Consider the following 11,402-nt stretch of genomic DNA (forward strand, 5'->3'; position numbering starts at 1 on the left):
CTCCGTGCCACATACGAAAAACTATTGCGTTCTGGATTATTCCCTCTGTCGGAAAGTTGCGATAAAAGGCCGCGATCAATTCCTGCGGGGTCCCCCATGAACGAGTCCGAAAGCGAAATCCAGGCACGTCTTCTCGCCCAGGCGCTGCCCTTCATGCAGCGTTATGAAAACAAGACGATCGTCGTGAAATACGGCGGTCACGCCATGGGCAATCCCGAACTCGGCAAGGCCTTTGCCAGTGATATCGCGCTTCTGAAACAGTCGGGCGTCAACCCGATCGTCGTTCACGGCGGCGGTCCGCAGATCGGCGCCATGCTGAACAAGATGGGCATCGAATCGAAATTCGAAGGCGGGCTGCGCGTCACCGACCAGAAGACGGTCGAGATCGTCGAGATGGTGCTCGCCGGCTCGATCAACAAGGAAATCGTCGCGCTGATCAACCAGACCGGCGAATGGGCGATCGGCCTTTGCGGCAAGGACGGCAACATGGTCTTCGCCGAAAAGGCGCGCAAGACCATCAAGGATCCGGATTCCAACATCGAGCGCGTGCTCGATCTCGGTTTCGTCGGCGAGGTGGTCGAGGTCGACCGCACGCTGCTCGATCTGCTTGCCCGCTCCGAAATGATCCCGGTCATCGCCCCGGTCGCCCCGGGCCGCGACGGCGCGACCTATAATATCAACGCCGACACCTTTGCCGGCGCCATTGCCGGGGCGCTGAACGCCACCCGCCTGCTGTTCCTGACCGACGTGCCCGGCGTTCTCGACAAGAACGGCCAGATGATCAAGGAGCTTTCCGTCGCCGAAGCGCATGCGCTGATCGCCGACGGCACGATCTCCGGCGGCATGATCCCGAAGGTCGAGACCTGCATCGACGCGATCAAGGCCGGCGTCCAGGGCGTCGTCATCCTGAACGGCAAGACCGCCCACTCCGTCCTGCTCGAGATCTTCACCGAGCACGGCATCGGAACGCTGATCGTTCCCTGATCGAGGTTGCGCTTTTCACCGCACGAAGGGCGCGTCCTCCTACGCGGAATAGTCAGGGCAGTTCTTTCTGGCGCGCACGCGCCTGGCTTTCCTTCTTGATCGGCCGGCCGACCGGGCAGACCTCCTGTACGAAGCCGTTGAGCGTATTGACGAGATTGTTCTCGATCAGGGAATAGTGCACAAACTGGCCCTGTTTTTCCCGCCTGATCAGTCCTGCAGTTTCCAGAATGGAAAGATGCTGCGAAACCGCTGGCTTCGACATGCTGAAGCGGTCGGCGATCTCACCCGCGGTCAGCCCCGATGCCGAGAGGTAAGCGAGGATTTTCCGCCGTGGGGCGCTGGAAAGTGCGTGGAATACCCGCTGGGCGGCGCCGACGGAGCTGCTTTCTGAACTGTCGTCGAAAGTCTCGTCTTCCAAGTTCCGTCTCCATGCCTGCTGCACCAAAGCGTCGCGGCGCATAATTAAGCAATTAGCTTATTGCTTAATTGCCTTCATTGGCGCAAGGTAATTAATTAATTGCTTAATTAATAGATTAGGGGGCGCTATTCAACTGGAGAATGCGCCCGATGGGAGGGGTCTTGCCATGCCCAGCATTTCCACCGGACGCATGATCGACAATGGCAGTGATCCCGTGAAGGGCCGCGTGGTCTGGATGCCCGCAAAGTCGATCTGGATCACCATCATGACCACGATTGCCATGGTGGGCGGACCACTGACCTTTAGCTGGAGCGCTGTGACCGTCTTCGTTCTATCGACCGCCATCACGATCTGCCTTGGTCATTCGGTCGGCATGCATCGGCTGCTCATTCACCGTTCATTCAGCGCTCCGATCTGGCTCGAGCATTTGCTCGTCTATCTCGGCACGCTGGTCGGCATGGCCGGTCCCTTCGGCATGATCTACGCCCACGACATTCGCGACTGGGCGCAACGGCAACGAGACTGCCATGACCTCTATGCCCATCGGCGATCGTTCTTCGTCGACGCCTTCTGGCAGATGCATTGCGCCGTGGCGCTCGACCGGCCGCCACGTTTCGTCCTTGAAGAGCGTGAGCGGGGCGACCGCTTCTATCGCCTCCTGGAGGCGACATGGATGGCGCAGCAAATTCCCTTGGGACTGCTGCTCTTCACTCTCGGCGGGCTGCCGTGGCTGGTCTGGGGGATTGCCGTGCGGATTTCGGTGTCGCTGACCGGCCACTGGCTGGTCGGCCATTTCGCCCATCGCGACGGCCATCAAGGCTGGAGCGTCGATGACGTCGCGGTGCAGGGATATAATTTGCCGCGTTTCGGGCTGGTGACCTTCGGCGAGAGCTTCCACGGCAACCATCATGCCTTTCCGGAGTCAGCCCGGCTCGGCATCGAGCCGGGACAGCTGGACCTCGGTTGGCATTTCATCCGGCTGCTGGCAGGGCTCGGCCTTGCTTCGGCGATCAAGCTCCCTCACACGATCGTGCAGAGGAAGGGCCTGAAGCGCATTGAAATCTCCGAAGAAGCTGGTGGGGCTCATCCTGTCGCACAGCATTGAGCGGTACCGCAGAATATAGCGTGGCGTTCAAGAGAGCCTCACCCTGAGGCGCCCCGGAGGGGCCTCGAAGGGCGGGGCGGGTGCGCTGGCGGTCGATGCATGCAAGGAGCATCGCTGCGGCGTGTCCTTCGAGGCTTCGCCCTGTGGGCTACGCACCTCAGGATGAGGGAGGTCGGAGAATGCCGCGCCGAGGCGCGGCCGGGGTGAGACGGCACAGCCTCTGCATGAGACACGTCGGAGGCCACAGCAGATCATCGTCCGCCTGCAGACCCACCCAAGCAGCGATATCGTATCCAACAGGTCGCAAATTGCACGATCTAGCCTTGGCAAGGTTTCGAATCGTGCTTTAGGTTGCGGCCCGAAAACTTAACGGGTCGAGCAAACAGATGCGCCTTACAGACTGCTATAATTTTCACGATTTCCGGCGCATGGCCAAACGGCGGCTTCCCGGGCCGATCTTCGATTATATCGATGGTGCGGCCGATGACGAGGTGACGTATCGGCGCAATACCGCGGCCTTCGAGGCTTGCGATCTGGTGCCCAACGTTTTGCGCGGGGTGGCCGACATCGATATGTCGGTGACCGTCATGGGGCAGAAGCTGGCGATGCCGGTCTATTGTTCGCCGACGGCGCTGCAGCGGCTGTTTCACCATCAGGGGGAGCGGGCGGTCGCGGCGGCGGCGGCCAAACACGGCACGATGTTCGGCGTCTCGTCGCTCGGCACGATCAGCCTGGAGGAAGCCCGGCAGATCAGCGCCGGACCGCAGGTCTATCAGTTCTACTTCCACAAGGACCGCGGTCTCAACCACGAGATGATGGCGCGGGCGAAAAATGCCGGCGTGCAGGCAATGATGCTGACGGTCGACAGCATTACCGGCGGCAACCGCGAGCGCGACAAGCGCACCGGTTTTGCCATTCCCTTCAAGCTCAATCTTGCCGGCATGACCCAGTTCGCCATCAAGCCCTCCTGGGCGATCAACTGGCTGACGCATGAGCGCTTCCGGCTGCCGCAGCTCGAAAACCACGTCAAGATGGATGGCGGCGCGCTGTCGATCAGCCGCTATTTCACCGAGATGCTCGACCCCTCGATGTCGTGGGACGACGTGGCGGAGATGGTGCGCGCCTGGGGCGGGCATTTCTGCCTGAAGGGCATCATGTCGGTCGAAGACGCCAAACGCGCCGTCGAGATCGGCTGCACCGGCATCGTGCTGTCCAATCACGGCGGGCGCCAGCTCGACGGCTCGCGCAGCGCCTTCGATCAGCTCGCCGAGATCGTCGATGCCGTCGGCGACCGGATCGACGTGATGATGGATGGCGGCGTGCAGCGGGGCACGCATGTTCTCAAGGCCTTGTCGCTGGGGGCAAAGGCCGTCGGCCTCGGCCGCTACTATCTCTTCCCGCTTGCCGCGGCCGGACGGCCCGGCGTCGAACGGGCGCTGGAGACGATGCGCACCGAGATCGAACGCGGCATGAAGCTGATGGGCTGCACCTCGGTCGACCAGCTGACGCGGCGCAATCTGCGCTTCCGGTCCTGATGTTATTTTCGGGCCGCAGCCTTTCATGCGGATGCGGCCCGAAAATTTCTCAGAGCAGGCTGTAAATCGCCGCCGCCTCCTGCTTCAGCTTTTCCATCATCGACCGGTAAGGCCCCGGCCCATAGCTGATGCGGCCGACACCGAGCCGTGCCAGGGTTTTCACATCGGGGGCGCCCGCCCGCATCATGACATTGACCGGCAGCGACGATGCCGCGCAGATCTTTTCGATCAAGCCAGGATCGATCAGGCCGGGGACGAAGAAGCCGTTGCCGCCGGCGGCCGCATAGGCCCTGCCCCGCTCGATCGCCTCGTCCACCAGACCGGCATGTTTTGCAAGATCGCTCTCGGCCAGGAAGAGGTCGGTGCGGGCGTTGATGAAGAAGGGGATGTCCTTGCCGTCGGCCATACCACGAATGGCGCGGATGCGGGCCGCCTGGCTCTCGACGGGATAGAGCCCCTCGCCGGCAACCACCCGATCTTCGAAATTGATGCCGACGGCGCCGGCCTCGACCAGCCTGGCGACGTTGGCCGCCGCCCCCGCGGGCTCCGCCGAATAGGCGCCTTCGAAATCGACCGAAAGCGGCAGGTCGACGAAATCGGCGATGGATTTCGCCGTCTCCACAAGCACCGACATCGGCAGCTTCTCGCCATCGGCATACCCGTGGGCTGCGGCGACCGACCAGCTTCCGGTCGCAAGCGCCTTGGCGCCGGCTTCCGCTAACGCCTTCGCCGTGCCGGCATCCCAGATGTTGTAAAGGACGATCGGATTGCCCTTCTGGTGAAGCGCGTGGAATGCCTTGGCCTTTTCAGTCTGGTTCATGCTGTCTCCTCCGTCTTTGCTTGCGTGCTGATCTTTTCTTCATGGCGCAGCAGCCATTGCTTGCGCCAGAGCCCGCCGCCATAGCCGGTCAGCGACCCGTCCGCGCCCAGGATACGATGGCAGGGCACGACGATGGCCAGCTGGTTGGCGCCATTGGCGCGGCCGACGGCCCGCACCACCTCCGGCCTTTGCATCTCCCTGGCGAGATCGCCATAGGCGCGCGTCTGACCAATCGGAACCTCCATCAGCTTTGCCCAGACATGCTTTTCGAAGGGCGTGCCGCCAAGCGCCAAGGGCGTCCAGAAGACCCTGAGCCGGCCCTCGAAATAATCCCGGATCTCCACCTCGATCTGATCGATGACTGGGGTGCGGCCGATCGCGACCGAGGAGCGGACGCGTTTCTGCAGCGCTTCGAGCTCGGCCGGCAGCGCCTTGCGATCGTGAAATTCGAGAAGATGCAGATGCGTCTTGTCGGCAACTGCGATCATCGGCCCGAGCGGAGTATCGAACCAATCGGCAAAGAGCAGTTCGCGGTTCTGCGAAAGCGCCGGCGCCTTGCCGACGAGCCGCTGGAATGCTGAGCGAAAGCCGCTTGGCGATTCGTATCCGGCGTCGATCTGGACATCGATGACACGCGCCCCATCGGCGAGCTGCCGGGCCGCTTCGCCGAGCCTGCGGTAACGGACGATATCATGGAAGGTCATGCCGAGCGCCCGTTTGAAGGCGCGGCGCACGGTCGAGGGATCATGGCCGCGGCGCACGAGCTCGTCCTCGCTCCAGCGGACCTCCGGCTCGGCCTCGAGCCGCGCCAGCAAGGCGTCGACGATCGGCTCCCGGCCCGGCTGCTCCAGCGGCTTGCAGCGCCGGCAGGGGCGAAAGCCGGAATGCATGCAGGCGGCGATCGTCTCGAAGAACAGGGTGTTTTCCCGCTTCGGCTTGCGCGCCGGGCAGGTCAGACGGCAGAAGACGCCGGTCGTCGTCACGCAGACATAGGCCTGACCCTCATAATCGGCGCTGCGCGCGATCAAGGCTTCATAAAGCGTATCGTCGTCGGGGCGTTCGAACAGCATGTCCGCTTTCTACCATCCCGTGCCGGCCGCGTCCGCCGAAAATCGGGCGTCTATTTTATTCCGCCGCGTCGAGGCTTTTGATATGCCGCTGCGGGCGCAGCATCGACTCCTCTTCGGCATCCTGCGGCGCGCCCCAGAAATTCTCGAGCGTCGGGCCATTCTTCAGGTGGCGGCGGCGGAAAAGAAATTCGAGAACCTCATGAAACCAGACGCGGCGGCCCATCTGCGTGTACCAGCGCATGGAATGGCGCTGCTCGCGGTCGCGATGGAAGAGGATGCGCATCAGCGCCTTCGGCCGCGCCTGGACCGCAACCTCGATGAGCTTGACGCAGGCGATCAACACGAACGGGTGGAGATACCGCATCTTCAAGACCTGATGTTTGTAATCCCATTTGCGGATATCGGTCTCAATCACCTGTCGGTCACGGGCGATACGGAAGAAGGGTGTCCAGCGATGCGGGGTGACGTAGAGCGCCTGGATCTGGTCGGGATCGTAGGAGAGCAATTGCCGGAAGCCGCGCCAGAGATCGCTGAGCTTCTCTTCTTCAAAACCGACGACCCAGGTCGCCATCGAGAGAATATCGTGCTGGCGCAGGAGCCGGATTGCCTCCCTGTCGGTTGCCTCGGATCCGCCCTTCTTGATCAGCGCCAGGGTTGCCTCATCGGTGTTTTCCATGCCGAGCAGCCAGCGCACGACACCGGCCTTGCGATAGAGATCCAGGATATCGGCGTCACGGACGATATCATCCGCACGCGTCGAGCCGACGATCTGCACCGGCACATTCTCGGCGATCATCGCTTCGAGGAAGACCAGCCAGGCTTTGCGCGACGAGGTCGGGTTCTCGTCGGCAAGATTGATGAGTTCGACTCCCTGTTCGCGATAGAGCCGGGCGATCTCGCGGGCAAACAGCTCCGGCGAGCGGTGACGCCAGCGGGTCCAGAAGCCGCGTTGACCGCAATAGTTGCAAAGATGCGGACAGCCGCGGGAGAACTGCATTACCACTGCCCGCTTGCCACCCCAATAGCTGTAGCTGGCATGGTTGATCAGCTCCCAGCCGATGCGATAGGCATCGAGATCGGCGATTGCCTGCGCCGGCCGGGTTGCCTGGATTTTGCCGTGACCGTCGCGGTAGGCAATGCCGGGAACGGCGTCAAGCGGACGGTTGGCGGCCAGGGCATCGGCGAGGCGCCGCATCGTTTCCTCGCCCTCGCCGCGGACGAGAATGTCGAGTGCCTCGGTCTCGGCCAGCACCTCCCGCCAATGGTATGTGGGAAACACGCCGCCATAGACGATGCGGATCGCGGGATCGCTGCGCTTCACCGCTTCGGCGATCGCGCGGGCCGTGGGATGGGCCGAAGTCGAGCCGGAATGGCCGATCAGCATCAGATCCGGGCTGTTTGCCGTGATCCGGTCGATGATTTCCACCATCATCATCGGTCCGAACTCCGCATCGATGAGGCTGACATCATGACCGTCATCGATCAGCGGGCCTGCGACCGAGAGAAGGCCGAGCGGTGGAAGATGATCATCGGGAATACGGCTGCCGATCGCCCTGTGCGGCGGATTGATCAAAACGATCTTCATGCGACTTTACCCTTGCGGGTCCCCCTGTCTGACGCAGGCAGAGAGTCACCAGCGATCCATGGCGATATTCAGCCGGAATCTCTTTAAAGTTGTGAAAATCTGGCGGCATTTTTAAGAAGGCGGCGGGAAAAGCAAAAGCCTTTGGTTTCCCACGGCAGCCATGCCATAAGACCGCCATGACAAAGATCGACCGCACCCCCGACAAAGCCGATTTCGACCACGTTACCGACTGGGTTTTCGACCTCGACAACACGCTCTATCCGCATCATGTCAATCTCTTCGCGCAGATCGACAGAAACATGACCGCCTATGTCGCCGCGCTCTTACAAATGGAGCGGGAAGAGGCGCGCAAGCTGCAGAAGCAATATTATCTCGAGCACGGCACGACGCTGCAGGGTCTTATGATCCATCACGGCATCGATCCGAACGACTTTCTCGAAAAGGCGCATGCAATCGATTATTCGGCGCTGATGCCGCAGCCGGAACTCGGGCAGGCGATCAAGGCGCTGCCGGGGCGTAAATTCATCTTCACCAACGGCAGCGTCAAGCACGCCGAGATGACGGCAGGAGCGCTCGGCATTCTCGAGCATTTCGACGACATCTTCGATATCGTCGCCGCCGATTACGTGCCGAAGCCGGCGCAGGCGACCTATGACAAGTTTGCGGCGCTGAAGCGCGTCGACACCGGCAAGGCAGCGATGTTCGAGGATCTGCCGCGCAATCTGACGGTGCCGAAGGCGCTCGGCATGCAGACCGTGCTGCTCGTGCCGCGCAATCTGGAAGAGACGGTCGTCGAGTGGTGGGAAAAAACCAGCGGCGAGGAGGATCACATCGATTTCGTCACCGACGACCTCGCTGCATTTCTCGGCAAGGTGACCAGATCCGACGGCTAGAGCTTTTCCGGGTTAGATTGAAGCATTCTGTTGGCTCAAACGGAGTCGGATGATCGACCGGCCGGCGCGCGTCGTAGCCCAGCTCTACGGCCAAGCCGGCCGGTCGATCAGGCGACCCGTTTCAGCCAACCCGAAGGGCCGGGCATTTTTTCGCCAGGATCAGAGGCGATCGGCTCGGACGTACCAAGGGGTATGCCCATCGCCAATCGCCTCTGCCCTGACGAAAACCTGCTCCGGCAGAATGCTTCAAGCTAACCCGGAAAAGCTCTACCGGTCACCTTACCAAAGTTTCACCCAGCTTACCGATGTTTAACTGGGTCTTCTGGATCCGCTGCCATAGCCTCTTTCGTCAAGGGACACCTTACGAAAGGGAAAAACGATGTACAGCAACAAGCTGATAGTGGCAGCGCTCTCCTCCGTCCTCATTTTCGGCGCAGCCGCCGGGACAAGCTTTGCCGCACCCGGCAACGGGCCGCGTCCGCATCATGCCGGCATGGACGGTCCGGGCCGCGACGCCTTCCTCGAAATCACTTATGTCCGCATGCTCAAAGAGTTCGACGCGAACAAGGATGGCAAGGTCTCCAAGGAGGAAGCGACCAGCGGCCTCGACAAGATCTTCGCCGCGATCGACACCAACAATGACGGCTCGCTGACTCCAGGGGAAATCCGTCAGTACCGGCAGACGCAGCTGCAGGCGATGAAGGATCAGCACAAGCAGGAGGCCGGCGACGAAAAGGACGCGAACGCCGCGCCCGACATGCCGGATAACGAGGCCGGGCGGCCGCCCCGCGACGGGCATGACGGCCATCACTGGATGCGCCATGGCGGCACCTTCATGCGCGCCTCGATGATGATGCGCCGGGCCGACACCGACGAGAACGGCCAGGTTTCCAAACAGGAAGCGGTTGCCGCCTTCGACAAGCTGTTCACCCGTATGGACCGCAACAAGGACGGCGTCATCTCGATCGACGACATGCCGGACCGGCCGCTGCTGTAAGGCTGGACGAACCATTGCTCCGCTCTTTCCCCGCTCCGGCGGGGAAAGAGACAGCTCTCGCGATCGGGACCTGCGCTCAGGCCCTATTCTTAATGCTCGTAGAAATCCTGGACGATCTTCCATGCGGCGTCGGCCGTGTCGACGAAGCTGATCAGCTTGACGTCATCGGGCGCAATGGTGCCGAATTCGGCCAATGCCTCGAAATTGATGATGCTTCGCCAGAAGGCCTCGCCGAACAGGATCAGCGGCAGCCGCTCCATGCGGCCGGTCTGGATCAGCGTCAGGCATTCGAAGAATTCGTCGAGCGTTCCGAACCCACCGGGAAAGACCGCGATCGCCTTGGCGCGCACCATGAAATGCATTTTGCGAATGGCGAAATAGTGGAAGTTGAAGCTGAGCTCCGGCGTCACATAAGCGTTCGGCGCCTGCTCATGCGGCAGCACGATGTTGAGGCCGATCGAGGGTGCGCCCTCGTCGGCCGCGCCGCGATTGCCCGCCTCCATGACGCCGGGACCGCCGCCGGTGACAATGACATATTCCTGGAAATCGAAGCTGGCCGAATATTTCGAGCAGAGCCGGGCGAATTTGCGGGCCTCGTCATAATAGACGGACGCCGCCTCCAGATTGACGCGCTGGATGTCGTTGCGCGCCGCCCAGGCGCTCTGGCCGGGGGCGGGAATGCGGGCGCCGCCGAACATGACGACGGTCGAGCGGATGCCGCGTTCCGTCAGCATCATCTCGGTCTTCAACAGTTCCAGCTGCAGGCGGATCGGCCGCAACTCCTCGCGGCAAAGGAAATCCTCGTCGACATAGGCAAGGCGATAGGCAGGCGACATCGTCTGCGGCGTCTTCGGCACGGCTTGTGCCCGCTGCCTGTCGGTCGAACTGCTTTTCAGCGGGTCCCATACGCCATCCTTGCGCCTAGAACCGCCGTTTCGTCCCTTCGCCATGTCGAAATGCCTTTCAGTACTGCCGGCCTCAGTGCCGGATATGTCGCTATAACGCCTTGAAACCAGATTGATCCTGCCCGAAAAATAATTCCATTCTACGGGCGCATGCTGTAGAGCAGGACACAATCCCGGAGACTGCGCCGTCTCCACGATAAAGATCGAAGTTTAAGGAATTCCCATGAGCGCCACCGACCTCGCATCCCTCGAAAACACCATCGAAGCCGCCTTCGACAATCGTGACAATGTGAACATGTCGACGAAGGGCGAGGTGCGCGATGCGGTCGAAGCAGCACTCGATCTGCTGGATGCGGGCAAGGTCCGCGTGGCGACCCGCGGCGCCGACGGCGCCTGGACGGTCAATCAATGGCTGAAGAAGGCCGTGCTCCTGTCCTTCCGCCTCAACGACATGGAGGTGGTCAAGGGCGGCTCTGGCAACTCCACCTGGTGGGACAAGGTCCCCTCGAAATTCGAAAACTGGGGCGAGAACCAGTTCCGCGCCGCCGGCTTCCGCGCCGTGCCGAACTGCGTCGTGCGCCGCTCGGCCTATATCGCTCCGAATGCCATCCTGATGCCTTCCTTCGTCAATCTCGGCGCCTATGTCGGCGAAGGCACGATGGTCGATACCTGGGCGACAGTCGGCTCCTGCGCGCAGATCGGCAAACATGTTCATCTCTCCGGTGGCGTCGGCATCGGCGGCGTGCTGGAGCCGATGCAGGCCGGCCCGACGATCATCGAGGACAATTGCTTCATCGGCGCCCGCTCCGAAGTGGTCGAGGGCTGCATCATCCGGGAAGGTTCCGTGCTCGGCATGGGCGTTTACATCGGCAAGTCGACCAAGATCGTCGACCGCGCCACCGGTGAGGTCACGTACGGCGAAGTGCCGCCCTATTCCGTCGTCGTCGCCGGTTCGATGGTCTCGGCCAATGCGACGATGGCAAACGGCCTGCCGGCGCCGCATCTCTACTGCGCCGTCATCGTCAAGCGCGTCGACGAACAGACCCGCTCCAAGACCGGCATCAACGAGCTGCTCAGAGATTGATGACAC

The 11,402-nt window shown here is 61.8% G+C and carries 11 protein-coding genes; 6 read left to right on the forward strand and 5 right to left on the reverse strand.

The features are described from left to right. Window positions 1-96: 96 nt before the first annotated feature. Window positions 97-984 (forward strand): acetylglutamate kinase, encoded by an 888-nt coding sequence (gene argB / locus K6M89_RS24325; protein WP_064681328.1) that lies wholly within the window; start codon window positions 97-99, stop codon window positions 982-984. A gap of 52 nt (window positions 985-1,036) precedes the next feature. Here the strand turns inward: argB and K6M89_RS24330 are convergent, their stop codons facing one another. Beyond that, the gene (locus tag K6M89_RS24330) at window positions 1,037-1,402 is read right to left on the reverse strand and encodes a metalloregulator ArsR/SmtB family transcription factor (protein WP_097579554.1); all 366 of its coding nucleotides are present in this window, start codon (window positions 1,400-1,402) and stop codon (window positions 1,037-1,039) included. 166 nt (window positions 1,403-1,568) lie between these two features. On the opposite strand from K6M89_RS24330, the gene K6M89_RS24335 reads away from it, so the two are divergent. Together K6M89_RS24335 and K6M89_RS24340 are read left to right on the forward strand one after the other, a co-directional pair. Next, a complete protein-coding gene (locus K6M89_RS24335; RefSeq protein ID WP_222141279.1) occupies window positions 1,569-2,507 on the forward strand; it encodes an acyl-CoA desaturase in 939 nt (312 codons plus the stop codon). A 386-nt stretch (window positions 2,508-2,893) separates the two neighbouring features. Next, a complete protein-coding gene (locus tag K6M89_RS24340; protein ID WP_222141280.1) occupies window positions 2,894-4,042 on the forward strand; it encodes an alpha-hydroxy acid oxidase in 1,149 nt (382 codons plus the stop codon). 49 nt (window positions 4,043-4,091) lie between these two features. Here K6M89_RS24340 and K6M89_RS24345 read toward each other — a convergent pair whose 3' ends face one another. The 3 genes from K6M89_RS24345 to bchE are packed head-to-tail and all read right to left on the reverse strand — an operon-like array spanning window position 4,092 to window position 7,517. Then, window positions 4,092-4,862: an isocitrate lyase/PEP mutase family protein gene (locus K6M89_RS24345; RefSeq protein ID WP_222141281.1), complete on the reverse strand. Its 771-nt coding sequence runs from the start codon at window positions 4,860-4,862 to the stop codon at window positions 4,092-4,094. Continuing rightward, window positions 4,859-5,932: a bifunctional transcriptional activator/DNA repair enzyme AdaA gene (locus tag K6M89_RS24350; protein ID WP_222141282.1), complete on the reverse strand. Its 1,074-nt coding sequence runs from the start codon at window positions 5,930-5,932 to the stop codon at window positions 4,859-4,861. Before K6M89_RS24350 ends, K6M89_RS24345 begins: the two co-directional genes overlap by 4 nt. 55 nt (window positions 5,933-5,987) lie before the next feature. Beyond that, the gene (bchE, locus tag K6M89_RS24355; RefSeq protein WP_222141283.1) at window positions 5,988-7,517 is read right to left on the reverse strand and encodes a magnesium-protoporphyrin IX monomethyl ester anaerobic oxidative cyclase; all 1,530 of its coding nucleotides are present in this window, start codon (window positions 7,515-7,517) and stop codon (window positions 5,988-5,990) included. Window positions 7,518-7,693: 176 nt separating this feature from the next. On the opposite strand from bchE, the gene K6M89_RS24360 reads away from it, so the two are divergent. Together K6M89_RS24360 and K6M89_RS24365 are read left to right on the forward strand one after the other, a co-directional pair. Then, window positions 7,694-8,410, forward strand: a complete 717-nt coding sequence (locus K6M89_RS24360; RefSeq protein ID WP_222141284.1) for a pyrimidine 5'-nucleotidase — start codon at window positions 7,694-7,696, stop codon at window positions 8,408-8,410. A gap of 379 nt (window positions 8,411-8,789) precedes the next feature. Then, window positions 8,790-9,407, forward strand: a complete 618-nt coding sequence (locus K6M89_RS24365; RefSeq protein WP_222141285.1) for a CREC-EF hand family protein — start codon at window positions 8,790-8,792, stop codon at window positions 9,405-9,407. An 89-nt stretch (window positions 9,408-9,496) separates the two neighbouring features. On the opposite strand, the gene K6M89_RS24370 is transcribed toward K6M89_RS24365, so the two are convergent. Then, on the reverse strand, window positions 9,497-10,357 hold the full coding sequence (locus tag K6M89_RS24370) for an LOG family protein (protein WP_010031366.1): 861 nt from the start codon (window positions 10,355-10,357) through the stop codon (window positions 9,497-9,499). Between the two features lie 178 nt (window positions 10,358-10,535). Between K6M89_RS24370 and dapD the strand changes: the two genes are divergently transcribed. Beyond that, entirely contained in the window at window positions 10,536-11,396 is an 861-nt protein-coding gene (gene dapD, locus K6M89_RS24375) for a 2,3,4,5-tetrahydropyridine-2,6-dicarboxylate N-succinyltransferase (protein ID WP_222141286.1), read from the forward strand. Window positions 11,397-11,402 lie beyond the last annotated feature (6 nt).

Source organism: Rhizobium croatiense (assembly GCF_019793465.1).
Lineage (GTDB): Bacteria > Pseudomonadota > Alphaproteobacteria > Rhizobiales > Rhizobiaceae > Rhizobium > Rhizobium croatiense.

What these genes read in the sequence shown, in the direction of transcription:
- K6M89_RS24340 (WP_222141280.1), top strand. Translation starts at nt 2,894, where the DNA reads ATGCGCCTTACAGACTGCTATAATTTTCACGATTTCCGGCGCATGGCC.
- K6M89_RS24350 (WP_222141282.1), bottom strand. Translation starts at nt 5,932, where the DNA reads ATGCTGTTCGAACGCCCCGACGACGATACGCTTTATGAAGCCTTGATC.
- K6M89_RS24370 (WP_010031366.1), bottom strand. Translation starts at nt 10,357, where the DNA reads ATGGCGAAGGGACGAAACGGCGGTTCTAGGCGCAAGGATGGCGTATGG.
- K6M89_RS24345 (WP_222141281.1), bottom strand. Translation starts at nt 4,862, where the DNA reads ATGAACCAGACTGAAAAGGCCAAGGCATTCCACGCGCTTCACCAGAAG.
- bchE (WP_222141283.1), bottom strand. Translation starts at nt 7,517, where the DNA reads ATGAAGATCGTTTTGATCAATCCGCCGCACAGGGCGATCGGCAGCCGT.
- K6M89_RS24365 (WP_222141285.1), top strand. Translation starts at nt 8,790, where the DNA reads ATGTACAGCAACAAGCTGATAGTGGCAGCGCTCTCCTCCGTCCTCATT.
- K6M89_RS24335 (WP_222141279.1), top strand. Translation starts at nt 1,569, where the DNA reads ATGCCCAGCATTTCCACCGGACGCATGATCGACAATGGCAGTGATCCC.
- K6M89_RS24360 (WP_222141284.1), top strand. Translation starts at nt 7,694, where the DNA reads ATGACAAAGATCGACCGCACCCCCGACAAAGCCGATTTCGACCACGTT.
- argB (WP_064681328.1), top strand. Translation starts at nt 97, where the DNA reads ATGAACGAGTCCGAAAGCGAAATCCAGGCACGTCTTCTCGCCCAGGCG.
- dapD (WP_222141286.1), top strand. Translation starts at nt 10,536, where the DNA reads ATGAGCGCCACCGACCTCGCATCCCTCGAAAACACCATCGAAGCCGCC.